18 protein-coding genes are annotated in these 23,535 nt (G+C 63.4%); 5 read left to right on the forward strand and 13 right to left on the reverse strand.

Translation table 11 applies throughout. The features are described from left to right. Window positions 1-128 precede the first annotated feature (128 nt). The 4 genes from PZL22_RS01750 to PZL22_RS01765 all read right to left on the reverse strand — a co-directional run bounded on the left by PZL22_RS01750 (window position 129) and on the right by PZL22_RS01765 (window position 3,749). Window positions 129-680 (reverse strand): MaoC family dehydratase, encoded by a 552-nt coding sequence (locus tag PZL22_RS01750; RefSeq protein WP_004434840.1) that lies wholly within the window; start codon window positions 678-680, stop codon window positions 129-131. Between the two features lie 87 nt (window positions 681-767). Further along, window positions 768-2,081, reverse strand: a complete 1,314-nt coding sequence (locus tag PZL22_RS01755) for a TRAP transporter large permease (protein WP_004434837.1) — start codon at window positions 2,079-2,081, stop codon at window positions 768-770. Beyond that, window positions 2,078-2,590 carry a TRAP transporter small permease gene (locus PZL22_RS01760; protein WP_127598393.1) on the reverse strand — a complete coding sequence of 171 codons (513 nt, stop codon included), beginning with the start codon at window positions 2,588-2,590 and terminating at the stop codon, window positions 2,078-2,080. Before PZL22_RS01760 ends, PZL22_RS01755 begins: the two co-directional genes overlap by 4 nt. A 181-nt stretch (window positions 2,591-2,771) precedes the next feature. Beyond that, window positions 2,772-3,749 carry a C4-dicarboxylate TRAP transporter substrate-binding protein gene (locus PZL22_RS01765; protein WP_017271848.1) on the reverse strand — a complete coding sequence of 326 codons (978 nt, stop codon included), beginning with the start codon at window positions 3,747-3,749 and terminating at the stop codon, window positions 2,772-2,774. Window positions 3,750-4,484: 735 nt separating this feature from the next. On the opposite strand from PZL22_RS01765, the gene nirB reads away from it, so the two are divergent. From nirB to PZL22_RS01785, 4 genes are read left to right on the forward strand one after another with little or no spacing between them, the layout of a single operon-like run. Further along, entirely contained in the window at window positions 4,485-6,947 is a 2,463-nt protein-coding gene (nirB, locus tag PZL22_RS01770) for a nitrite reductase large subunit NirB (protein ID WP_127516795.1), read from the forward strand. 3 nt (window positions 6,948-6,950) lie between these two features. Beyond that, window positions 6,951-7,289, forward strand: coding sequence for a nitrite reductase small subunit NirD (gene nirD / locus PZL22_RS01775; RefSeq protein WP_004434827.1), 339 nt, complete (start codon window positions 6,951-6,953; stop codon window positions 7,287-7,289). Between the two features lie 2 nt (window positions 7,290-7,291). After that, window positions 7,292-9,949, forward strand: coding sequence for a nitrate reductase (locus PZL22_RS01780; protein WP_284718427.1), 2,658 nt, complete (start codon window positions 7,292-7,294; stop codon window positions 9,947-9,949). Then, a complete protein-coding gene (locus tag PZL22_RS01785; RefSeq protein ID WP_164817836.1) occupies window positions 9,921-11,054 on the forward strand; it encodes a siroheme synthase family protein in 1,134 nt (377 codons plus the stop codon). The genes PZL22_RS01780 and PZL22_RS01785 overlap by 29 nt, the downstream gene beginning before the upstream one ends. A 24-nt stretch (window positions 11,055-11,078) precedes the next feature. On the opposite strand, the gene PZL22_RS01790 is transcribed toward PZL22_RS01785, so the two are convergent. The 5 genes from PZL22_RS01790 to PZL22_RS01810 all read right to left on the reverse strand — a co-directional run bounded on the left by PZL22_RS01790 (window position 11,079) and on the right by PZL22_RS01810 (window position 17,517). Beyond that, a complete protein-coding gene (locus PZL22_RS01790) occupies window positions 11,079-11,564 on the reverse strand; it encodes an NUDIX hydrolase (protein ID WP_004434820.1) in 486 nt (161 codons plus the stop codon). 620 nt (window positions 11,565-12,184) lie between these two features. After that, entirely contained in the window at window positions 12,185-12,955 is a 771-nt protein-coding gene (locus PZL22_RS01795) for a slipin family protein (RefSeq protein ID WP_004434817.1), read from the reverse strand. Beyond that, window positions 12,952-14,334 carry an NfeD family protein gene (locus PZL22_RS01800; RefSeq protein WP_004434811.1) on the reverse strand — a complete coding sequence of 461 codons (1,383 nt, stop codon included), beginning with the start codon at window positions 14,332-14,334 and terminating at the stop codon, window positions 12,952-12,954. Before PZL22_RS01800 ends, PZL22_RS01795 begins: the two co-directional genes overlap by 4 nt. 182 nt (window positions 14,335-14,516) lie before the next feature. Beyond that, on the reverse strand, window positions 14,517-15,980 hold the full coding sequence (locus tag PZL22_RS01805) for an FAD/NAD(P)-binding protein (RefSeq protein WP_033048580.1): 1,464 nt from the start codon (window positions 15,978-15,980) through the stop codon (window positions 14,517-14,519). A gap of 133 nt (window positions 15,981-16,113) precedes the next feature. Then, window positions 16,114-17,517 carry an FAD/NAD(P)-binding protein gene (locus PZL22_RS01810; RefSeq protein ID WP_004434805.1) on the reverse strand — a complete coding sequence of 468 codons (1,404 nt, stop codon included), beginning with the start codon at window positions 17,515-17,517 and terminating at the stop codon, window positions 16,114-16,116. A 562-nt stretch (window positions 17,518-18,079) separates the two neighbouring features. Between PZL22_RS01810 and PZL22_RS01815 the strand changes: the two genes are divergently transcribed. After that, window positions 18,080-19,291, forward strand: a complete 1,212-nt coding sequence (locus PZL22_RS01815; protein ID WP_127597498.1) for an SfnB family sulfur acquisition oxidoreductase — start codon at window positions 18,080-18,082, stop codon at window positions 19,289-19,291. Between the two features lie 470 nt (window positions 19,292-19,761). On the opposite strand, the gene PZL22_RS01820 is transcribed toward PZL22_RS01815, so the two are convergent. From PZL22_RS01820 to PZL22_RS01835, 4 genes are all read right to left on the reverse strand, one after another. Further along, window positions 19,762-20,217: an RrF2 family transcriptional regulator gene (locus PZL22_RS01820; protein ID WP_015242948.1), complete on the reverse strand. Its 456-nt coding sequence runs from the start codon at window positions 20,215-20,217 to the stop codon at window positions 19,762-19,764. A gap of 322 nt (window positions 20,218-20,539) precedes the next feature. Then, window positions 20,540-21,970, reverse strand: a complete 1,431-nt coding sequence (der, locus tag PZL22_RS01825; RefSeq protein WP_004434784.1) for a ribosome biogenesis GTPase Der — start codon at window positions 21,968-21,970, stop codon at window positions 20,540-20,542. Window positions 21,971-22,147: 177 nt separating this feature from the next. Continuing rightward, window positions 22,148-22,816 (reverse strand): tetratricopeptide repeat protein, encoded by a 669-nt coding sequence (locus PZL22_RS01830; RefSeq protein WP_004434781.1) that lies wholly within the window; start codon window positions 22,814-22,816, stop codon window positions 22,148-22,150. Between the two features lie 86 nt (window positions 22,817-22,902). Continuing rightward, on the reverse strand, window positions 22,903-23,487 hold the full coding sequence (locus PZL22_RS01835) for an NnrU family protein (RefSeq protein WP_004434780.1): 585 nt from the start codon (window positions 23,485-23,487) through the stop codon (window positions 22,903-22,905). Window positions 23,488-23,535: the final 48 nt, after the last annotated feature.

A 23,535-nucleotide genomic window follows, 5' to 3' on the forward strand; every position in this document is an offset into this window, starting at 1 on the left:
GTCGGCGAACGATTGAGGATAATGCCTGCGCCACGAGAAACGGCGCGCAACAGGATGCCGAGAAACGAGCTCATGTCGATTACGACGACGCCGGCAAGCGGAAGCTCGTTTTCTTCGGTTTCTGCTCTCTACTTCCCGGTCTTGCCGGCAAAATCCGCCGGGTTCTTGTATTTCACCGTTTGCAGATGCTCGCAGTAGAGCACCAGCTCGCCCTCGTTCTTGAAGACCTGGTAGCTGGCGCGAATGAGCCCAAGGTCCTTGTAGCGGGGCGTTTTTTCCATGTTGGTGCGGATCGTGTAGATCGTGTCGCCTATGAAGACCGGCTTGATGAACCGCAGTTTGTCGTAGCCATAGGAAAAGGCGTTGACGCAGTTGGTAGCGACGAGGCCGAGACCGGCCGAGAACACGAAGGCGCCGGCAACGAGGCGACGGCCGAAGATGCCTTCCCGCTCCGCAAACATCTGGTCCTGGACATAAGGATGGATGTCGACGACCAAGGTATTGAAGAGATGGCTATCGCTCTCGCCGATCGTCCGGCGTAACGACCGGATGCGCTGACCGACGGGCCAATCCTCGTAGAACCAGTTTTCGGCGTTCCAGACCGGCAAAGCGGAATGGTCTTCCGGCATGTCGGCGGGACGTGTCGAAGAAACTCCGACGGTGGGCGTGAACTCATCCATGATCAGTACCTGCGTAAGAAGGCCGGAATTACCAGGGCCGTTTCCGACCTCTGCGCCGCCGTGGCGCAGAGGTCGTATTTCGTCGCGCTATTGGACCGCCGTCGTCCCATAGACCAGGTTCGGCAGCCAAAGCGACAGCTGCGGGAACATGCTCAGCATGACGAGAATGACCATCATCATCGCCAGGTAGGGCAGCACCTCGCGGGCATAGGCCATCATCGGCACTTTCAGCACCATGGACGAGATGTACATCAACCCCCCGACCGGCGGCGTGATGCCGGCGATGGTCAGGTTCGTGATGAAGACGACGCCGAAATGCACGCGATCGATGCCCACGCCGTCGATGATCGGGATCAGCATCGGCGTCAGGATGATCAGCGCCGCCGACCCCTCGATCGCCGTGCCGATGACGATCAGCAGGACGTTGATGAGGAGCAGCATCAGGAGCGGATTGTCGGTGGCTTCGCCGAGCCAGCCGGACATGGCCTGCGGCACCTGCTCCCAGGCGAGATAGAAACCGAAGGCTGCCGCCGCGCAGATCATGATCATGACCACGGCCGAATCGCGCACGGCCTCGGCAAGAACCTCCGGGATCTGGCGGAAGGTGAATTCGCGGTAGCCGAACACGGCGACGAAGAGCACGTAGACGACCACCACCGCACCGGCTTCCGTGGTGGTGAAAAGACCGTATCGCGTACCGGCGAAGATCACTACCGGGATCGACAGCGCCCAGAGCCCGTCGATCAGCGCCCGGACGCCCTCCGCGCGGGTGGCACGCTCCTTGCGCAACGGCTTGTAACCACGCTTGCGGGCGATGAAATAGGTGGTGACCATGAGCCCGGTCGCCAGGACGAGGCCAGGCATCACACCCGCTGCGAAGAGCCGGCCGATGGACGTCTCCGCCAGAAAACCATAGACGATAAGACCGATCGACGGTGGAATGAGGCTCGTGATGATAGCCGCCGACGATGTGATGACCGCGGCGAAGGCCCGGCTGTAGCCACGTTGCGACATCTCGACCCCGAGCGTCTTGGCAAGCATCGCCGCATCGGCATTGGCAGATGCGGTAAGTCCGCCGAGCAAGGTGCCGAGCACGGTGCACATCTGCGCCAGCGCGCCCGTCATGTGGCCGACCAGCACGTCCGCAAGCGCCAAAAGGCGCCGGGTGATGCCCGAGGCGTTCATGATGCAGCCGGCAAGAACGAACAGCGGCAGCGCCAACAAGGACACGGACTGGCTGCCCTCCGCCATTTCCTGCGCGAAATTGGCGAGCGGGATCATGTCCATATTGATGAGGAAGAAGGCGAACGCTCCGATCGCCATGGCCCAGGTGATCGGCGTCGACAGCAGAAACAGGACGACGACGAGAAGCGAGGGGCCGGCCAGATGGAATAGGGTCATATCAGCGATTCCAAATTGCGGTGCTGACGGGCGACCCAGGGCCTCTCGACGATCAGATGCTGGACGAACATCCCGGCGGAGGCGAGCGCCAGAGGCGCATAGGACAGGCTGCGCGACAGATCGAGTGCGATCGTATGCACATTGCGTGAGGTCCAGGCCTGCCAGGCGAAGAGGATGGTCATGACGATGAAGAAGAGCGCCAGCAGCAGATAGTTGAACCAGGCGACGGCTTTCCGCCAGCTGTCCGGGAGGGCCGCGACAAGCACGTCGATCGCCGCATGCGTGCCGAGACGGACGCCCGCGACGGCACCGAAGAAGACGAGATAGGCGAAGACCATCATCGCGAGTTCATAGGTCCAGGCGGCCGGCTGCGGAAAGACATAACGGCTGACGACCCCCCAGAGGATCGAGAAGACGATGACGAGGAGCGCCGCGACGCCGATTGCCTCATCGGCGCGGTGCAGGCTGAAGAGAGGAATTGTCTCCTCCGGCGAGCGTGAGCTTTCCATGATGCCTCGATTGTTTAGGGGCAATCCGAACTGGCGTCGATGCAGGCCCGTTTGGCATTCGGGGCGCGATCACGCCGGCGAAGACGCGGCCCCGCGGCAGCTGCGTCCAAGAGCGGGGTGAAGAAAAGTGTACGCGGTCTTCCGCCCACATCCCGCTCTAACTCTTCGAAACCGGCGTCTCCTACTCTGCCATCGCCTTCTGCACCTGATCATAGATGCCGGGCGTGATGTTCGGCACCTTCTCATAGGCAGCACGCGAGGCCTCGATGAATGACGGAATGTCGACATCCGTCACGATCTCCACGCCGGAGGCGGCGAGCTGCTTTGCATAGGCATCGTCCGTCTCCAGCGTCATCTGCGTCAGTTCCTTGGCAATCGTCTGCCCTTCCTCCAGGAGGATCTTCTGCAGGTCTTCGGGCAGGCTGTTGAAGAACTGGCTGGAGGCCACCCAGGCCGTGAACATGATCTGGTGGCCGGTCTTCGAAATGACCTTGCGGGTCTCGTTCAGCTTCGCCCCGGCGATCGAGCCGAAGGGACCCTCGGCCGCGTCGACGACTCCGGTCTGCAACGCATTGTAGACGTCTCCCCACGGCAATTCCGTCGGCCTTGCTCCGTAGTTGCCGAAGGTCGCCATCATGATCGGCGACGAGGGGACGCGAATGGTGACGCCGGCTAGGTCCGCGGGTGAGCGAACCGGCTTGTTGGCGATGATGTGACGGTAGCCGAACAGGCCGTTCGGCATGATGATCTTGATGCCCCGCGCCTCCAGCTTGCCGGAAAGGTCCTTGTAGAGATCCGAAGCGAAGAGACGGTCCGTCGCCGCCAGATCCGGATAGACATAGGGGCCGGCGAGGATCGACAGATCCGGCACGAACTGGCCTAGCTGACCATAATCGGTGGCGCTGAGCAGGCTTGCGCCGCTCATCACCATCTCATTGACCTTTTTTTGCGCGCCGAGCTGATCGCCCGTCATGACGGTAATGGCGATGCGTCCGCCGGAACGCTCACCGACACGCTCAGCATAGGTCTTCATCGCCTTGATGATGGGCTCGTTGGGATTCACCTGCGAGGTCGAGAATCGCAGGCTGTATTCCTGCGCGTTGGCAATGCCGCAGAACGACAATGCAGCCATCGCGGCCGCAGCGATCAAGGTTTTCATGCTGTCCTCCCTATTCCGGACTCCGCCTCTGGACTTTCACAAGTTTGAATAATATATTCACAAATGAACGAATGGCGTCAAGCGATGAATCGTCGCTCGATGGCCTTCAAAACAGAGAAAACCTCGACGGCTTCCACATCGCGACGGCTCAATTCGCGCGAACAATCTATTCCTAAATAAATTTTCGGACCGTCCGGATCTCGGAGAGCCCGGCAGTCGATCCATCCTCGGCCCGCGATCCTGGGCTCCTCCGCGCGTCATCCTTGACCAGGGTCACGCCGAGGATGACTGCGCTGGCACAAGAAAGGGCGCGGCGAGACCGGTGCACCAATCGGCTGATCATTGCGAACGGCACAAAATTTCATCACCGAGTGCAAACGGCTTACTTTTAAAGCAAACGGCTTACTTCGCGACAAAGGGCGTTTTCCGTCTTCTTCAGAGTTTTCAAGGTAATAGCCGAAGGGCGGAGATCTGGCACAGCATTTGCATTCCTACAACTGCTTCGGTCAATGGCGATTGAAGCGAGCTCAGGCGCCGCATACGCCTGCCGAAGACACCGACGTCGCAAGGTCTTTGCCTCCGTAAGGGTTTCCTCCCGGTCCCGGAGCGCAATTTCCGAGCGGCGTTTTTTTATGCCGGTTTCGGCCGGCCAAATCGAACCGACCTGAACTGCCGCGAAGCACTGCTCGAATTTTTCTATGAGCGCCCGCTTCGTAGAAGCTGCGGAGTGACCACATGACTGAAACTGCACGCGAGAAACTCGTCATCGTCGGCAACGGCATGGCTCCGGGCCGGATGCTGGAAGAGCTCTTCGAAAAGGCGCCCGGGCGTTATGCCGTAACGATCTTCAACGCCGAGCCGCGCGTCAATTACGACCGCATCATGCTCTCGCCGGTGCTATCCGGCGAGAAGGAGTATGAGGAGATCATCATCCATGGCGACGGATGGTACATCAAGCACGGCATCACCCTCTACAAGGGCCACAAGATCATTGCGATCGATCGCGACGCCAAGACCGTCACCTCCGACCACGGCGTCACGGAAAGCTATGACAAGCTGGTGATCGCCACCGGTTCGGTGCCCTTCATCATCCCCGTGCCGGGCAAGGAACTGCGCGGCGTCATCACCTATCGCGACCTGGACGATGTGCAGGCGATGCTGCTCGCGGCGCAATCTCGCGAAAAGGCGGTCGTCATCGGTGGCGGCCTGCTCGGGCTGGAGGCGGCAGCAGGTCTTCAGGCACGCGGCATGGACGTCACCGTTCTGCATGTCATGCCGACACTGATGGAACGCCAGCTCGATCCGGCCGCAGGCTACCTCCTGCAGAAGGCCGTCGAAGAGCGCGGCATCAAAGTCGTCACAAAGGCGAACACGAAGCGCATCCTCGGCGAGGAGAAGGTCGAGGGCATCGAACTCGACGATGGCCGGATCATTCCGGCGACGCTGGTCGTGATGGCCGTCGGTATCCGGCCGAATGCCGGTCTTGCCAAGGAAGCCGGGCTCGCCGTCAATCGCGGCATCGTCGTCGACGCCGGAATGCAGACGTCCGACGGGGACATCATGGCACTCGGCGAGTGTGCCGAAGTCGGCGGCATGGTCTACGGCCTCGTCGCGCCCCTTTACGAAATGGCGCGCGTCGCCGCCTCCCACCTCTCCGGCGACCGTCGCGCCGCCTTCGCGCATTCCGACACGCCGACGAAACTGAAGGTGACGGGCATCAACCTCTATTCGGTCGGCGACTTCGCCGATGCAGACGGACGCGAGGAGATCGTGCTGCGTGATGCCACTGCCGGCATCTACAAGCGGCTGGTACTGAAAGACAACCGCATCATCGGTACCGTGCTCTATGGGGACACCGCCGACGGTGCCTGGTTCAACGACCTTTTGAAGCGCGGGACGGACATCTCCGAAATGCGCGACACCCTTATCTTCGGCCAGGCCTATCAGGGGGGATCTCCGCTGGACCCTACGGCGGCCGTTGCAGCCTTGCCGGATGATGCGGAAATCTGCGGCTGCAACGGCGTGTGCAAGGGCAAGATCGTCGGAGCGATCACCTCCAAGGGCCTGACCTCGCTCGACGACGTGCGCGCCCACACCAAGGCTTCCGCCTCCTGCGGTTCCTGCACCGGCCTGGTCGAGCAGATCATGTCGCTGACGCTCGGCGACACCTACAATCCGGCTGCGGTGCAGCCGATGTGCAACTGCACCGATCTCGGCCATGACGACGTGCGGCGCCTGATCAAGGCGAAGAAGCTGAAATCCATTCCCGCCGTCATGCAGGAACTGGAATGGAAGACCTCCTGCGGCTGCGCGAAGTGTCGCCCCGCCCTCAATTATTACCTCGTCTGCGATTGGCCGGATGAATATGCCGACGATTACCAGTCGCGCTTCATCAACGAGCGTGTCCACGCCAATATCCAGAAGGACGGCACCTATTCCGTCGTACCCCGCATGTGGGGCGGCGTCACCAATTCGAAGGAACTTCGCGCCATCGCCGATGTCGTCGACAAGTTCAACGTGCCGCTGGTGAAGGTGACCGGCGGTCAGCGCATCGACCTGCTCGGCATCGAGAAGGAGGACCTGCCCGCCGTCTGGGCCGATCTCGGCCAGGCGGGCTTCGTTTCGGGTCAGGCCTACGCCAAGGGGCTCAGAACGGTGAAGACCTGCGTCGGCTCCGATTGGTGCCGCTTCGGCACGCAGGATTCGACCGGCCTCGGCATCCGCATCGAGAAATTCATGTGGGGCTCCTGGACGCCGGCCAAGCTGAAGATGGCCGTCTCCGGCTGCCCGCGCAATTGCGCGGAGGCGACCTGCAAGGACGTCGGCGTCATCTGCGTCGACTCCGGCTTCGAGATCCATTTCGCAGGTGCCGCCGGCCTCGACATCAAGGGCACCGAGGTTCTGGGTCTGGTCAGGACCGAGGACGAGGCGCTCGAACATATCGTCGCGCTGACGCAGATGTATCGCGAGCAGGCCCGCTACCTCGAGCGCATCTACAAATGGGCAAAGCGCGTCGGCCTCGACGAGATCCGCCGACAGATCATGGACGATGCGGAAAAGCGCAAGGCCTATTTCGACCGCTTCGTCTTCAGCCAGAAATTCGCCCAGGTCGACCCTTGGTCGGAACGGGTCTCCGGCAAGGACAAGCACGAGTTCCGGCCGATGGCGACGGTCGGCTTCAATCAGGCAGCGGAGTAATCGATGACGATGAACTGGATTGCAATTGGCGATATCAACGACATCCCGCTGCGCGGCGCCCGCTGCGTCAGGACGCCCACAGGCAAGATCGCGGTCTTCCGGACCGCCCATGACGAGGTCTTCGCTATCGAGGACCATTGCCCGCACAAGGGCGGCCCTCTTTCCCAGGGGATCGTGCACGGCACGGCCGTCACCTGCCCCCTGCACAATTGGGTGATCTCGCTCGAGACCGGCAAGGCGCTCGGTGCCGACGAGGGCGAGGTGCGCACGATCCCCATCCGCAACGACAATGGCGCATTGTTCGTCGCTCTCGAGAGCCTCGCACTGGCAGCGGCGGAATAAGAATGGCGCAGGAGATCAAGACCACCTGTCCCTATTGCGGCGTGGGCTGCGGCGTCATTGCCCGTGTGGGGGATGACGGCGCAGTGAGCGTCAAGGGCGATCCGGAACATCCCGCCAACTTCGGCAGGCTCTGTTCGAAAGGGTCGGCGCTCGCCGAGACCCTCGATCTCGACGGCCGCCTCCTTCACCCGGAAATCGGCGGCCGTCGCGCAGGCTGGAGCGAGGCGCTCGACCTCGTTGCCGAACGCTTTTCGCGCAGTATCGCCGAGCACGGTCCCGATTCGGTTGCCTTCTACGTCTCGGGACAATTGCTGACGGAGGACTATTACATCGCCAACAAGTTGATGAAGGGTTTCATCGGCTCGGCGAATATCGACACCAATTCCCGGCTCTGCATGTCCTCCTCCGTCGCGGGCCACCGCCGGGCCTTCGGTTCCGACACGGTGCCGGGCGCTTACGAGGACCTGGAGCTCGCCGAACTCGTGGTGCTGACGGGCTCCAATCTGGCCTGGTGCCATCCGGTTCTCTATCAGCGTCTCTCCGCAGCCAAGGCAAACCGCCCGGAGATGAAGATCGTCGTCATCGACCCTCGGCGCACGATGACCGCGGACATCGCCGACATGCATCTGGCGATCGCGCCCGACGGAGACGTCGCCCTCTTCAACGGCCTGCTTGCCCATCTCGCCGCAAGCGGTGCGGTCGACCGGAACTATATCTCGAATCACACGAGCGGCTTCGACGAGGCCGTCGCGGCCGCATCAAGGCTCGATCTTCCCGCACTTTCCACGGCGACCGGGCTGACTGTGGCGCAGCTTCGCGCCTTCTTCCGGCTCTTCGAAACGACCGAAAAGGTCGTGACCTGCTATAGTCAAGGCGTCAACCAGTCTGCCGCCGGGACCGACAAGGTCAATGCCATCATCAACTGCCATCTCGCGACCGGCCGCATCGGCCGGCCGGGCATGGGACCCTTCTCGCTGACCGGGCAGCCCAATGCGATGGGCGGGCGGGAGGTCGGGGGGCTGGCAAATATGCTTGCCGCCCATATGGACATCGAGAAATCGCTCCACCGGGATCAGGTACGGCGCTTCTGGGGCGCGCCCTCTGTGGCGAGCAAGCCCGGCCTCAAGGCGGTGGACATGTTCCGCGCGGTCGCAGACGGGCGCATCAAGGCGCTGTGGATCATGGCGACGAACCCGGTCGTCTCGATGCCCGACGCCGATGCCGTCGAAGCGGCGATCAAAGCCTGTCCCTTCGTGGTCGTCTCCGACATCGTGAGAGATACCGACACGGCCCGCCACGCCCACGTGCTCCTGCCCTCGCTCGGCTGGGGCGAGAAGGACGGTACGGTCACCAATTCCGAGCGCCGCATCTCGCGCCAGCGCCCCTTTCTCGCAGCCCCCGGCGAAGCGCGGCCCGACTGGTGGCAACTCGCCGAAGTCGGAAGGTGCATGGGCTTCGCCGCGGCCTTCACCCATGGTTCACCAGCCGAGATCTTCGCCGAGCATGCCGCGCTTTCGGGGTTCGAAAACGAAGGACGCCGCGATTTCGACATCAGCGCCCATGCGGAGATCGACGGCCCCGCCTATGACGGACTGAGGCCGTTTCAGTGGCCGCAGCCCCAGGGCAGCGCGCCGCAGAAGAAGCGGTTCTTTGCCGAGGGCGCGTTCTATCATCCGGATGGCCGCGCGCGCCTCGTCGCGGTCGAGGTGCCACAGCCAAGAAGTGCTAACGATGCCTTCCCCTTCACGCTCAACACCGGCCGGGTGCGCGACCACTGGCATACCATGACGCGCACGGGCAAGAGCGCCCGGCTGTCGGGCCATCTCGCCGAGCCATTCGTCGAGATTCATCCGCGTGACGCACAGGGCGCCGGCATCAGCGACGCCGACCTCGTCACCCTGGAAAGTCCGCACGGGGCGGCGATCGTCCGGGCGCTGGTCACCGACCGGCAGGCGGAAGGCAATTTCTTCGTGCCCATGCACTGGAACGACCAGTTCGCCTCCAAGGCGCGGATCGATGCGCTGGTGGCGCCGGTCACCGACCCGGTCTCCGGCCAGCCGGCGTCGAAGAACATGCCGGTCCGTGCGAGCCGCTTTGCGGCCGCCGCCTATGGCTTCGCGGTTTCGGCGCGTAAACCAAGGGAACTCGACGCCGCCTATTGGGCGCTCGCCAGGGCCGAGGGCGGGTGGCGGGTGGAACTCGCCTTCGCCGAAACGGATGCCGACTGGCTCGACTGGTGCCGGAAGACCTTTGCGATCGCCGCCGGGATCGAACCGATCGGCTATACGGACCGCACCTCCGGCGAGCTTCGCCTGGCCTTTTTCGAAGGGGACCGGCTGCTCGCTTCCCTGTTCCTTTCTCCGCGGCCGGTCGCCGTCGCGCGCAGCTGGGCGGTATCGCAGCTCGACGCTTCACACCACAATCTCGCCAAGCGCTTCGCGGTAACCGCCGGCCGCCCGGGCGCCGACACGCCCGATCCGGGCGCGACCGTCTGCTCGTGCTTCAGCGTCGGCGTCAACCAGATCACTGCCGCCGTCCGCGACGGTTGCCACAGCGTCGAAGCGGTGGGCGAGAGGCTCAGCGCCGGCACCAACTGCGGCTCCTGCCGCGCCGAGATCAAGGGGATCATAAATGGCTGCCTCACCCTCGCTGCGGAGTGATCTGGCCCAAAAGCCTCAGCGCGTGACCGCACTCGCGACGCTGCCGCTCTTCTGGCCCCTGAACGGCAAACAGGCCGTCGTCGCCGGCGGCAGCGATGCGGCCGCGTGGAAGGCAGAGCTGCTGGCGGCCTGCGGCGCGGAAGTTCACGTCTACGCGCCACGTGCGTCGCTGAGCGATGTCTTTCTAGACCTCCTCGCCCGTGGGCCCGCGCATGAGCACGGCTTGATCATTCACCACGACCAGGCGTGGCATGAGGGTGTTTTTCGCGACGCGGCAATCGCCATTGCCGATTGCGACGATCGGTCCGAAGCAGAAGCATTCTTCCGAGCCGGGCGGGGCGCCGGGGTACCCGTTAACGTCATCGACAAACCGGCCTTCTGCGCGTTCCAGTTCGGATCGATCGTGAACCGCTCGCCCGTGGTCGTCGCGATCTCGACCGACGGGGCGGCACCGATCCTGGCACAGGCGATCCGCCGGCGGATCGAAGCCCTGCTGCCGCCGGCACTCAAACATTGGGCGACGGTGGCGCAGGCGATCCGCGACCGCGTGAACGCGCGGCTGAAACCAGGCGCCGCGCGCCGCGCCTTCTGGGAGCGCTTCGTCGACCGGGTCTTTCTGGATGCACCGGAGGAGGGTGTAGAGACGCGGCTGATGGCGGAGATGGATCGTCTGGTCACGCGCCCCTCCGCCATCGGCCGCGTCACCATCGTCGGCGCCGGACCCGGCGACGCGGAACTCCTTACCCTGAAGGCGGTTCGCGCCCTGCAAGCCGCCGACGTGATCCTCTTTGACGAATGGATCCCTGACGACGTCCTGGAACTGGCGCGCCGGGAGGCAAGGCGCGTCCCCGTCGCGCCGAGCGTCAAGGGTCGAAGCAGAGACATCGCGGCTCTCGTCGGGGAAGGGAAGCGCGTTGTGCGCCTTCGGTCCGGGAACCCGATGGCGCTTGCCGGTACCGTCGAGGAGATCGCAGCGCTTGAAGGCCTTGGAGTTCCTGTCGAGATCGTGCCGGGTGTCGAGGCGGCACCTTGCCGTTCCGACGTGATCCAGGTGGCCTTCCGCCGGAGGGAGGTCTCGCAACCGGGCCTGCGCGCTGCCCATTGATGCAGACCGGGTGAACGCAACCGCTCAGGAGGCGGAGCCCGCGGAGCGGTTGGCGTTCCGCGATGCCTCCAGCCGATCGATGAACGGCCGTTGCGAAACATTTATCTTGCTGCGCGCCTCCTCGAGCGTGAACCATCCGGCGCGGTCGACCTCCGGGAAGACCTGCATCCTGCCGCTCCGCGGCGGCCACTCTGTCTCGAACACGTTGCTGCGCAGGCTGGCTACGTCGAATTCACTCTCATGCGCATAGGCCGTGACGAGCTTGCCGCCCTTCTGGCGCTCCTCGCCGAGAAACTCCAAGGGGCCGGTTATCGCGATGCCGGTCTCCTCGAGGAACTCCCGGCGCGCAGCGGTTTCCTGCTCTTCATCGGCATCATACTCACCCTTCGGGATCGACCAGGCCCCGAGGTCCCTGTTCATCCAGAAAGGCCCGCCCGGATGGACGAGCAGAACCAGGAGGTTGCCCGCTTCGTATCGATAAAGCAGAACGCCCGCACTTTTCTTCGGCATTTCGACCTGTCCGTTTGAAACTGCGCACTTGCGACGGAACCGCACACACTTTTCCTCATCCCGCTCTAAGGCCTGTTGAGATTCGGGCAACCCGCAGCGGCTTGTTTGCTCTCCTCATCCCTGTGACAAGCACACTAGGGCATATACACATCTGATCCTCTCACGGCCATTGCCTTGGGACGGATAAGCGGTTTTGACTTCGCATGCCCAAAACGATGCCACGGGCAGAACGCAGAAGTGGGAGCGAGGGCCCGCCGCATATATTCTCCCCCCTTGTGGGGAAGATGGCCGGCAGGCCAGAGGGGGTCTGCTCTCCCGCTCGCCCATCAGGACTACGTGACGCAGTCGTATGACCGCATCTTCGGAATGCCGCAGGGTATCCTCCCGGCAAATCGTCTTCGGCGGCATGCAGAGTTTGGCGTTCAACCCCCTCTGGCCTGCCGGCCATCTCCCCCACAAGGGGGGAGACAACAAGCGGCTTGACCTCACCTATGAATCTCAACAGGCCTTAGATCACGATGTTTTTAGGTCGGGTCGACCTAAAAACATGAACGTGATCGATTCCAAAAAGTTGGACGGGACGCGGGCGGAAAACCGCACACACTTTTCCTCATCCCGCTCTAGGAGGAACCCTCCTTCTTCGTCGCCAGCATGTCGGCGATCTCCATCGGGAACGGGAAGATTATCGTCGAGTTCTTTTCGCCGGCGATGACATTCAAGGTGCTGAGATAGCGCAATTGCATCGCCTGCGGTTTCCGGGCGAGAATTTCGGCCGCTTCCAGCAGTTTCGCCGCGGCCTGCTGCTCGCCCTCGGCATTGATGACCTTGGCGCGCCTTTCGCGTTCGGCCTCGGCCTGGCGCGCGATCGCCCGGATCATCGATTCGTTGATGTCGACATGCTTGATCTCGACAGTAGCGACCTTGATGCCCCATGCGTCGGTCTGCACGTCGAGGATCTTTTGAATGTCCTCGTTCAGACGGTCGCGCTCCGCCAGCATCTCGTCCAGATCGTGCTTGCCGAGTACGGATCTCAGCGTCGTCTGGGCGAGCTGGCTCGTCGCGGCCATGAAATCCTCGACCTGGATCGTCGATTTCTCCGCGTCGATGACCCGGAAATAGATCACTGCACTGACCCGCACCGAAACATTGTCGCGCGAGATAACGTCCTGGCTGGGCACGTCGAGAACACGGGTCCTGAGATCGACGCGCACCATCTGCTGCACATAGGGAAGGAGCAGGATCAGCCCCGGCCCCTTGACGCCGGTGAAACGGCCGAGCGTGAAGATCACGCCGCGTTCATATTCCCTGAGGATCCTGATCGCGTAGGCGACGACGATCAGCAGGAACAGGAGCGCGGCGGCAAAGGGCGCAAGATTTCCAAGCCAGGTCATGAGCGGTCTCCATCTCCTCCGGGCGCAGCGTTGCGCGCCACCTTGAGCGTGAGGCCCTCACGGCCGACGACCATCACGTCCTCTCCCGGGCCAAGCGATTCACTGCTGACGGCCCTCCACCGCTCGCCATGCGCGATCACGTAGCCGTCCGCTCCCGCCCAACTGTCGACCTTGCCGGAAATGCCGATCATCTCTTCCGCGCCGGTGGCGACCTTGTGCCGACGCGAAACAAGGGCGAGACGGGCGACCAGCAGGCTGAACGCGAGGCTGGCTATCGCAATACCGCTCAGTGCAGGCCAGGACACCTGCAGTCCGGGCATATCCGTATCGAAGAGAATGGCAGCGCCCAGCACCAGGGCCACGGTACCGCCGAGGCCGAGCACGCCGAAAGACGGCGCATGCGCCTCCGCCACCAGCAGCCCCGCCCCGAGGAGGATGAGGCCGACGCCGGCATAGCTCACCGGCAGCACCGCAAGCGCGTAGAGACCGAGCAGGAGGCTTATGCCGCCGATTGTACCCGGCACCACTGTGCCGGGCGCGAGAAACTCGAAGATGAGCCCGTAGATTCCGACCATCATCAGGAGGAGTGCGACGTTCGGATTGGTGATCACCGACAGCAGGCGCGTCCGCCAGTCCGGCGGCAGATCCTCTATGGCGAGCCCGGACGTATCGAGCCGAACGTCGGATTGGCCGATGCGGACGGCGCGGCCGTGGGCCTGCTTCAAGAGGTCGTCGACGCTGACGGCGGTGAAGTCGATGACCTGCTCGCGCGCGGCTGCGGCGGAGGAAAGGCTCGCGGCCTCGCGCACGGCCCGCTCCGCCCAGTCGACGTTGCGGTTGCGCAACTCCGCGAGGCCGCGGATATAAGCGACCGCATCGTTGATGAGTTTCGCTTCGCCGGCATTGGCCGGTTTGCGAGGCTCCGGCTTGTCCGGATCGCCAGGCTTTTCCTCGCCTTCCTGCTCGTCATTGCCAAACAATCCTCCGCCGATGGCGATCGGCGTCGCGGCGCCCAGATTCGTCCCCGGCGCCATGGCCGCAATGTGGCTGGCATAAAGGATATAGGTGCCGGCGCTTGCCGCCCGCGCTCCGCTGGGAGAGACGAAACTCGCGACCGGCACGGGAGAATCGAGGATGGCGCGTATGATGTCGCGCATCGACGTATCCAGTCCGCCGGGCGTGTCCATCTGCAGGACCACCAGCGCGGCGCCGCGATCCCTGGCCTGCTGAAGGCCGCGCGTCACATATTCTGCCGCGGCGGGGCTTATCGCGCCGTTGACGTGCAGGACGAGCGCCGTGCGCTCGGCTCCGGGCACCGGCGTGACAGGAAATGCGAAGGCCGACAGGAGACTGAACAACAGGATGAGGATGCGGGCCATTCGCCGTCGATACCTCACGGCTTCTCGTCTGCGGGCGCAGGCGGATAGCCGCAAACCACCTCGCCCGCTCCACCTTTCGTCGAAAATCAACGCATCCCAATATAGTGCAGAATCGCGGAAAGCGTAAGCGATGCCGCAGGCATGCTGCCGCAGAAGTTGCATCGGCGTTGCCGGGACGGGCGTCAGCCGGCCGGTGCCGCGGCCGAGTGCGGACGCGCGCCCCGGTGCAACCGGCGCGCCTGTGCCAGCGCGGCTATCTGCGCCGCCACGAAAATGGCGTGGTCGTTGACCTGCGGCAGGCCCATGAGTTCGCCAAAGGTGCCGCGGGCGAGAGGACCGGCGACGAAGAGGTCGTCCACCTCCCTGCCTTCGCTGTCGAGCGCCCTGCTGGTTTCGCTGCAGGCGAGGCCCAGTCCGACCGTGTCGGGGCGCAGATAGCCTGCGGCTCCGAGCGACTCCAGCCAGGACTGGCTTTGCAGGATCGACCGGTGCGCCGGGCCGGTGGTGATCACCACGGCGTCGAATTCCCCTTCTTCCGTTCCGCCGGCCCGCCGCCTCCGGAAAGTAACCGCGACATTCTTGCCGACGCGCGCAATATGAGCGATCGAACCGGCGAGGACGCGTATATCGCCGTCCCTCAGCCCCGCGCTCACGACCGCATCGATTTGCGGAGCTACACGAAAACGGTGCACATCCCAGAAAGGCCGCACGTGACGGACAAGCCGCCGCCGCTCGGTCATGGGCAGATTGCGCCAGATCTCACCGCCTTGTGCTCTGAGCGCATCGAGGACCGCATGCCATGTAAAGCCTTCCGCTTCCGCATCGAGGATCGTCCGGCGCACCTGGGAGAGCAACTTCGCTGCCGATCTCCAAGGCCGCGAGACGAAGTCGCCATAGGGGTCCTGCGCCCGGTCGGCATGTCCACGCGAACGCAGACCCCTGCGGGAAAAGGCGGTGATCGGCCCTTTGTGCCCGCGCCTGCGCAGAGTGGCGATCACGTCGGCGGAAGTCAGTCCCGTGCCGATGATCAGCACGCGGTCACCGGACCGTATCCTGTCGAGCGCATCCGGCTCGGTCGAATCCGGTACGAAACGTGGGTGCCCGGCGAGGACAGCGCCGATGCCCGCGGGCGCCTCCGGGGCCGGATGCGTGGTCGCCACCACCAGCACGTCGGCGCGGCTTAGCGTCCCGCCGTCGCCGCGAACCGCCCAGGCCGCTCCCTGACGCTCGACGGCGATCACCCTCTCGCGATGGTGTGCGATGCGCCCGTGTTCCAGGAACGGCGCGATCGCCTCGGCGACATAGCGACCGAAGAGCTGCCGGGCGGGATAGAGATGGCCGTCGCGGGCAAGCGCCTCGGGATCGTCGCGCGGTTCGCCCCGAAGCTCGAGCCAGCGCATGAAATGGTCGGGATCGTCCGGATCGATGCTCATGCGCGCGGCCGGGACATTGACGCGATGCGCGGGCTCCGCGGTATCATATGCAAGGCCGCATCCCAGCCGCTCCCGCGGCTCGAAGACGGCGATCTGCCAGCCATCCATGGCGCGATCCCGCGCCAGGTGCGTCGCGACCACGGCACCGGTGAAGCCGCCGCCGATGATTGCGACGGTCGGGCGCGTGATGTAATGGTCGACGGCATCCATCATATCGAAGACCTGCTGCGCAGCGACGACCGTGCCGTCGTTGAGTCTACCGTGTGAATTTGCCTGGCCGCTACTGCCCACAGCGGTCCGGGTGATCGGCATTCGTCGACCACCAATCCGGCCGCCGAGGTCGCGTCTATCCGGCTTTCAGCGCGAGCCGCCTGCCTGTCGCGATGAGCCGTGCCGCCGCATAGGTCTGGGTGACGATCTCAGGTACGAGGTCGATGTCGGGCAGGCTCCCCAATCCGAGCGGACCGATCGCGAAGAGGTTCGGCGTGCGTCCACCTGGGCTCAAGACTTCTCCCGTCGGACTGACCGCGATGCCGAGTTCGAGCTCATCGGGTTCGGCAAGCCCACCCGCAAAAAGACTCCGGAGCAAGGGCGTGCCAAGGTCCGGGGCGGAACAGCGGCATTCGATCACCTGATCGGCCCTGAGCAGTTCCTCAGCATGCTGGCCCGCCCAGCGCACCATGATGCCTTCCGGCAGTCGCCGCCCCGCCCGCCCGCGGCGAAGCACGGTCCGCCCCTCGGCAAGTTCCTGCTGCAGCCGCGCGTGGACAGCCGCCGGGAGGCGGTTTCTGTGGCTGTCGTAGATGGCCCGCAGGTGACGGTTGAACTGCCGCTTTTCCTGCGCCGAGAGCGATTGCCAGAGCGAGCGCGCCCGCCGGCGCAGGCCGTTCATGGCGGACTGCCAGCTTTGCCCCTTCGCTTCGGCTTCGGCGCAGGCCTGACGCACGAACCGAACGATCCGGCGCAGGCCCTGCGGCATCGGATCGACGGGGAAACTCGGGGCCGCCGCGAGCTGCGTATGCTTCTGCGGCAGGAAGCCGTGGCGCGAAACGAGCGTGACTTTTCCCGCATAACCGTTATCGCGCATCTGGAAAAGCTGGTCGACCACGCGAATGCCGCTCCCGAGCAGGACCGCGTGGCGCGGGTCGACGAGGCGGCGCGTCCGCACAAGCGGTCGCTCCTCGTCAGAAACCTCGAGGTCGCGCGGATGCACGCCGAAGCCCGTTGCAAGAATGACGATGTCGCATGTGTCATGTCCGCCGTCGCGCACAAGGCTGAAGCGACCACTTGCGAGTTTCCGCAAGCCTGTGACCGGCTCGTGGGAGAACCTCACCGTGATGTCGGAACGTCGGGCAAGCGCCTCGGAAAAGCGCTGATGCACGTAGTCGCTGAAGATGCCTTTCGGCACGAAAATCTGCCGGAAGCCCGGAATGGCCGCCGGAACGGCTGTTCGGAACTCATCGTTGGCGCAAAGCCAGTCGTTGAAATCGTCGGGCTGGCCGGCCGCGACCGAGAGGTCGCGCACCCGGCTGTTGAGAATCTCGCAGCGCTGCGCCGCGGAAAAGGCCTGGCCGCCGCTGATGGATGGATGCGGGTCGTACATGGTGAGGTGGAAAGATCCCCGCATCGACTTCATCAGCGCGATCGCCATCATGATGCCGGAAAATCCACGGCCGACGATCGCAATCTCCGGCTTCGAGGACGAGGCGGCCGTTGCTGACCTGCCGGCAAACAATCCAAGAACGGTCATGTGAGCTCCTTTCGCGAGCTGGCTGTCGCTCCGTGATCGGGGCAACTCTTAAGCAGGACTTCGAGACACACAAAAGCTCAAGTGAATTTCACGGGGTCGTATACCGCTCGCCCGTCGGGATTTTCCGGAACGACGCGCCGGCCAAAGAACGCCTTGCGCCGCCTCCTTCCCGCTTCAAGCGAAATAATTCTCCGGCCGAATACCGCCTAGCGCGCAATGACCGTTGCAGGGCTTCCAGTTCTTGCATGTTGTACCCTCAAATCGACTCCGACGTAAGAAACATGCGGCAACGTTTCGGCCTATGGTCATCCTTTTCGGGAGTAATCTATAATTTTTGTATTCTATTGCAAAGTTACCTAACGGCAAGCTATTTTGTCGAGGGGACGGCAACGGCACGCCGTAGTCACGCATAACCCTCTGTTGTTGCGAGGGAATTTTCTTTCTCCAAAGCAATCACCCCTACCGAGCGTCCACCTGCGCGACCGCCTCCGGGAGGGACTGGAAGAAAATAGCGCCTGCTCCATACTAAAGGGCGGCGGCAATGCTCCACGGAGGGACAAGGATGGGGAACATCTCGCAATTCGCCGGAAAGACCAAGCCGACGCCGCACCGCATCGAGAGCGAGGAAGAGGCCCTGGCGATTGCAAGGGAGTTGGCGCTCCGGTTCTCCGACCGCGCCAGCGAGCGCGACCTGGAGCGCGTCCTTCCTCACGACGAACTCGACCAGTTGGCCCAATCGGGACTGCTGGCGATCAGCATTCCATCGGAATACGAGGGCATCGACGTCTCCAACGTCGTGCTTGCCGAGATAGCGGCGATCCTGTCGGAGGCCGACAGCTCCATTGGTCAGATTCCGCAAGGCCACTTTTACGTCCTCGAGGCGCTGCGTCAGCATGCCACCGAAGAGCAGAAACAGTTCTTCTTCGGTCGCGCCATGGCAGGCGACCGATTCGGCAGCGCACTTTCGGAAAGCGGCGACAAGATCATCGGCGACGACAAAACCCGGATCACCGGGAATGGCGCGGGCTACCGCATCAACGGCCGGAAGCAATATTGTACGGGCGTTCTCTTCGCCGACTGGCTCGCGATCTCCGCGCTCGACGCCGCCGACCGCATGACCATGTCATTCGTTCCGCGCGCAGCGGACGGCGTCCGGATCATCGACGACTGGGACAGTTTCGGACAGCGCGTCACCGGCAGCGGCACCGCCGTCCTTGAAAACGTTCACGTGGATCTCGGTTCTGTCGTGCCGCATCACCGCGGCTTCGAGCGACCGAATACGATCGGTTCCGTCGGCCAGATCATCCATGCCGGCGTTGATCTCGGTATCGCGCGGGCGGCCTTCCGGGAGACCCTCGATCTCGTCCGAGACGCGGCAGCTGCCAAGGGAAACGGCATGGAGCGGGCATCGGAGGATGCTTTGACGACCGCCAGGGTCGGCGAAGTCGCAATACGCCTCGAGGCGGCCACCGCGCTCATCGAGCATGCCGGTCGCAAGGTCGATACCGCTCAGGTCGATCCGACCGAGGAACACGCGGTCGAAGCCAGCCTCTCGGTTACCGCCGCCAAGGTCCTTGCCGCCGAGGCCGCGCTGGAGGCAGCCAATGCGCTTTTCGATCTCGCCGGCTCCGCCTCTGCGAAAGTCGCGCTCAATCTCGACCGCTATTGGCGCAACGCCCGCGCCCACACGCTGCAGGACCCGGTGCGCTGGAAACATCACCTCGTCGGCAACTACCACCTCAAGGGCGTAAAGCCGCGCAGCGGGTTGCTGTGAGGACGAACGGTCGCATTGATGACTTCAAGGAGTGGACGTTACCAATGTCTGCCGCGGGGGACAGCGCCCTCCGCTCGCATGCCTGTGCTTGTCACAGGGATGAGAGCAGCGCCGCGTCTGCGGCGCGGAAAAGCCTTTTCAGCCCAAGGACTTGGGCTGGCTGGATTCCTGTGACAGGCACAGGAATGAGGGTTTGGGGAGGAGTGGCGTTACACCGATGTCTGCTGCGGGTATGAAAGGCCGGCTTATAGGACGGATCGACGGACCGCACCTCCGCCCTCATCCCTGTGCTCGTCACAGGGATCCAGCAGCGCCGTATCTGCGGCGCGGAAGAGTCTTTTCAGCCCAAGGACTTGAGCTGTCCGGATGCTGTGACAGGGCACAGGAATGAGGCGTTGGGGAGGAGTGGCGTTACACCGATGTAACGGGCATGGGCCCGGCTTATAAGACGTATCGAAGGGGCCGCGCGCTCAGCCCGCTTCGCTGAGAAGCGGGGCTACGGCGGCTTCTCTCTCGCTTGCTGCAAATTGCGCGAGCGTCATGTTGTCGAGGATGTCAGCCACGGCATCGCGGACAACGATCATCGAACGGCGCACGTGACAGGTTTCCGGGTCCGAACAGTCGTCGCAGACTTCATAGGCCGTGCGGCTCGCACAACGGATCGGCGCCAGCGGTCCGTCGAGCGTTCGTATCACCTGGCCGACCCGGATCTCGGATGCGGGCCGCGCCAGCGCGTAGCCGCCGCCCGGGCCTTTCTTCGAGCGAAGAAAGCCGGCATTCCTGAGTTCGAGCATGATCGTGTCGAGAAACTTCTTCGGCAAGTTGTTGCGAAGGGCGATTTCCGTGATGAAAGCCGTTTCGCCCGGCTGAAGCTGGGCAAGATCGACCATCGCCTTCAACCCGTACTTTCCTTTTTTTGTCAGCATGAGAACATCGCTTTCGAGAAGGATCACGGCAAAACGAGAAAAGCACGCGATCTTATCCGCGACCGCGACCCAGACACATCGATCCCGATCACGCGGATCGTCCAACTCTCGAGAGCCAAGTGCCGTTTCCCAGCCTGCCGAGCCAATCTGCCACGGCTCGCTTACTTCGGCATCCTAGGATTCAGTTATAGATCAAGCCTAAAGTGGCGGCAAGGAAATCAATTCACCTGCTACATAGATTTACTCTAATTACGCCGCATATCGCATCAAAAAACGCCGCAGTGCGAAACGAATCGTGAGTTCTTCTGCTGCCGCCGGGCTCTCAGCGCCTTTTGCGCGCCTTCGACTCGAAGGGATTCTCCGACGCGCGGAAATGCACGCGGATCGGCACGCCCGGCAGGTCGAAATCGTTTCGCAAACCGTTGATGAGGTAGCGGGTGTAGGACTCCGGCACCGCCTCGGGGCGTGTGCAGGAAACCATGAAACCCGGTGGCCGCGCCTTGACCTGCGTCATGTATTTGAGCTTGAGGCGGCGGCCCGAGACGGCCGGCGGGGGATGCTGCACCTGCTGCGATTCCAGCCACCGGTTGAGGCGCGCCGTGGAGATGCGCCGGTTCCAGACCTTGTCCGTTTCGATGATGGCCTGCATGAGCCGGTCGAGGCCATAGCCGGTGTGCCCGGAAATCGGCACTGCACGGATGCCGCGCGCCTGCGGCAACAGCCGCTCGGTCTTTTCGCGCAAGTCTACAAGCAGTGCCTGCCAGTTCTCGACGAGATCCCATTTGTTGAAAGCAAGCACGGCTGCACGCCCCTCGCGCAGCACCAGATCGACGATCTGCAGGTCTTGCTTCTCGAAAGGGACCGTGGCGTCGAAGACGATGACGACGGTCTCGGCGAAGCGGATCGCCCGCAACGCATCCGCAACCGAGAGCTTTTCGAGCTTCTCCTGAACCTTCGCCTTGCGGCGCATGCCGGCCGTATCGAACATCTTTATCGTGCGGCCGCGCCAGTCCCATTCGACGGAGATGGAGTCGCGGGTAATGCCCGCCTCCGGCCCCGTCAGCAGCCGGTCTTCGCCAAGGAACCGGTTGATCAGAGTCGACTTTCCGGCATTCGGCCGGCCGACGATCGCCACCCGGAGCGGCTTGGTTTCGTCATAGGCGGACTCGACCTCCTCGTCCTCGGTACCTTCACCGGCAACGGGGCGGATATCCACATTCGTCTCGGCAACGTCTTCCGCCGGCGGGAACGCCCTCTCCTCGCCGAGTGCGGCGACGATCGCGTCGCGCAGATCGAGCATGCCCTGGCCGTGTTCGGCCGAGATCGGGCAGGGTTCACCGAGGCCGAGCGTGAAGGCGTCGTAGAAGCCGCCTTCGGAGCCGCGGGCCTCGGATTTGTTGGCGACGACGACGACGGGCTTGCCCCGGCGGCGCAGCATTTCGGCGAGCGTCTGATCTGCCGGCGTCAGGCCGGCCTTGGCATCGACGACGAAGAGCGACAGATCCGCCTCGTCGATGGCCGCCTCGGTTTGCGCCCACATCCGCCCCTGCAGGCTGTCGGGTGACGATTCCTCGAGACCGGCCGTATCGATGATGCGGAACTTGAGGTCGACCAGCTTCGCGTCGCCCGGACGCCGGTCGCGGGTAACCCCCGGCGTATCGTCGACGAGCGCCAGCTTCTTGCCAACCAGGCGGTTGAACAAGGTGGACTTGCCGACATTGGGGCGCCCGATAATGGCGACGGTGAAGCTCATCTTGACATCCATGCTAAAGCGCCTCGCGTTCAGTGGAATTCACGCGACGCGCTTTAAGTTTCTGTTTTTGTGCATGCCGCTACCCGAAAACCGCTAGGCACTTCGGGCGACATGCTTTTCTTGTGCATGTCGTCATCCCAAAACCGCTGCGCACTTTTGGGCGACATGCTTCTAGCGTCAGGCCTTGCCTGTCGACGCGATCACATCCAGCAGCATCTGCGCCCGATTCATGATGCTGCGCGGGCTTTGCGCATCGTCGACGATCTGCTGGAACCAGCTCTTCGCCTTGGCATAGTCGCCGGCCTTGTAGGCCGAAAGGCCGAGCGCCTCGCGCGCCGAATGACGCATGGCATTCTGCGGAACGGCCAGTTGCTCGACCTCGGATGACACCTGCTCGTAGGTTCCCGCATCGATAAGCAGATAAGCCGCCCGCAGCCGAGCCGCATCGCGGAGCGCGGCCGGAATACGCGTATCCCTGCCGATCCCGGAGAACGCGGCGACTGCCGCATCCGTTTCACCCTTTTGCGCCTGCAGCGTCGCAACGCGCAGCTGCGCCAGAACCGGATAGGATCCGTAACCGTCCTTCTCGAGCTCCGTCAGAGCGGCGAGCGCCTCGTCCGACTTGTTCTCCCGGGCAAGGTTGAGCGCCGCGAGGAAGGTGTCGCCCGATTGCGACGAGGAGGCCTCCTGCCAGTAATCGTATCCGACCTTGCCGACGGTGCCGAGCACGATCAGAACGGCAATCCCGATGATGATGCCGCCGAAGCGCGTCCAGACGGCCTTCATCTGGTCCGAACGGAGTTCGTCGTTGACCTCGCGGATAAAGCTGTCGTCCTGGTTTACCATGTCCCGTCCCGGCCACCCGGCCCTGATCTGAAGAAGTTGGCGCGTTCTACCCGATTTTACGCCTGATGTAAGGGGGAGATCGACATTTAGAGGACGACCGGCTGAACGCCTATCAGAAGCTCATGCAGCTTCCAGACGAAGAGCACAAAGGCGACGAGGCCGATAATGACCGCCAGGACGTCGTTGCGCGCCGATTTGAACACTGGAAGCACCTTCTCGCCCGCGCGCTCGCGCCGTTTCAGCGAGATGCGCAGGATCACCGCCCAGGCGAGAAAGGAACCGAAGAGCAGGACCGAGGACGTCTCGCCATTCGCAAGGAGGTGCGCCAGCGCCCATATCTTGATCGAGAGGACCTGGGGATGCTTCAGCGCGACGGCGATGCGGCCCGCCGGAAGGAAGCCGGCGGCAAGCACGATGAAGGCGATGAGCATCAGCAGAAGGGCGATATGGCGCAGGAATATCGGCGGATCGTAGAGCATGCCCGTTTCGCCACGCGCCTGACCGAAGCCGTAGATGATCAGACAGAGGCCGACTAGGCTGACGATCGTGTAGAGCCCCATCCATGTGCCCTTGCCGCGGCTTTCGATGATGCCGGCACGAAAGCCGGGCGCAATCACGCGGACGAGGTGCATGCCGAGAAATATGATGATGCCGAGAACGAGTATGGCCATGGGTCACCGCTTGTTCGAGATGTCGGACCGCTACAGCGCCGCGCTTTG

This window comes from Ensifer meliloti, assembly GCF_030064585.1.
Taxonomy (GTDB): Bacteria; Pseudomonadota; Alphaproteobacteria; order Rhizobiales; family Rhizobiaceae; genus Sinorhizobium; species Sinorhizobium meliloti.

Excerpts from the sequence above, each read along its gene's own strand:
- PZL22_RS01750 (WP_004434840.1), bottom strand. The coding sequence starts at position 680 with ATGGATGAGTTCACGCCCACCGTCGGAGTTTCTTCGACACGTCCCGCC.
- PZL22_RS01755 (WP_004434837.1), bottom strand. The coding sequence starts at position 2,081 with ATGACCCTATTCCATCTGGCCGGCCCCTCGCTTCTCGTCGTCGTCCTG.
- PZL22_RS01760 (WP_127598393.1), bottom strand. The coding sequence starts at position 2,590 with ATGGAAAGCTCACGCTCGCCGGAGGAGACAATTCCTCTCTTCAGCCTG.
- PZL22_RS01765 (WP_017271848.1), bottom strand. The coding sequence starts at position 3,749 with ATGAAAACCTTGATCGCTGCGGCCGCGATGGCTGCATTGTCGTTCTGC.
- nirB (WP_127516795.1), top strand. The coding sequence starts at position 4,485 with ATGACTGAAACTGCACGCGAGAAACTCGTCATCGTCGGCAACGGCATG.
- nirD (WP_004434827.1), top strand. The coding sequence starts at position 6,951 with ATGACGATGAACTGGATTGCAATTGGCGATATCAACGACATCCCGCTG.
- PZL22_RS01780 (WP_284718427.1), top strand. The coding sequence starts at position 7,292 with ATGGCGCAGGAGATCAAGACCACCTGTCCCTATTGCGGCGTGGGCTGC.
- PZL22_RS01785 (WP_164817836.1), top strand. The coding sequence starts at position 9,921 with ATGGCTGCCTCACCCTCGCTGCGGAGTGATCTGGCCCAAAAGCCTCAG.
- PZL22_RS01790 (WP_004434820.1), bottom strand. The coding sequence starts at position 11,564 with ATGCCGAAGAAAAGTGCGGGCGTTCTGCTTTATCGATACGAAGCGGGC.
- PZL22_RS01795 (WP_004434817.1), bottom strand. The coding sequence starts at position 12,955 with ATGACCTGGCTTGGAAATCTTGCGCCCTTTGCCGCCGCGCTCCTGTTC.
- PZL22_RS01800 (WP_004434811.1), bottom strand. The coding sequence starts at position 14,334 with ATGGCCCGCATCCTCATCCTGTTGTTCAGTCTCCTGTCGGCCTTCGCA.
- PZL22_RS01805 (WP_033048580.1), bottom strand. The coding sequence starts at position 15,980 with ATGATGGATGCCGTCGACCATTACATCACGCGCCCGACCGTCGCAATC.
- PZL22_RS01810 (WP_004434805.1), bottom strand. The coding sequence starts at position 17,517 with ATGACCGTTCTTGGATTGTTTGCCGGCAGGTCAGCAACGGCCGCCTCG.
- PZL22_RS01815 (WP_127597498.1), top strand. The coding sequence starts at position 18,080 with ATGGGGAACATCTCGCAATTCGCCGGAAAGACCAAGCCGACGCCGCAC.
- PZL22_RS01820 (WP_015242948.1), bottom strand. The coding sequence starts at position 20,217 with ATGCTGACAAAAAAAGGAAAGTACGGGTTGAAGGCGATGGTCGATCTT.
- der (WP_004434784.1), bottom strand. The coding sequence starts at position 21,970 with ATGAGCTTCACCGTCGCCATTATCGGGCGCCCCAATGTCGGCAAGTCC.
- PZL22_RS01830 (WP_004434781.1), bottom strand. The coding sequence starts at position 22,816 with ATGGTAAACCAGGACGACAGCTTTATCCGCGAGGTCAACGACGAACTC.
- PZL22_RS01835 (WP_004434780.1), bottom strand. The coding sequence starts at position 23,487 with ATGGCCATACTCGTTCTCGGCATCATCATATTTCTCGGCATGCACCTC.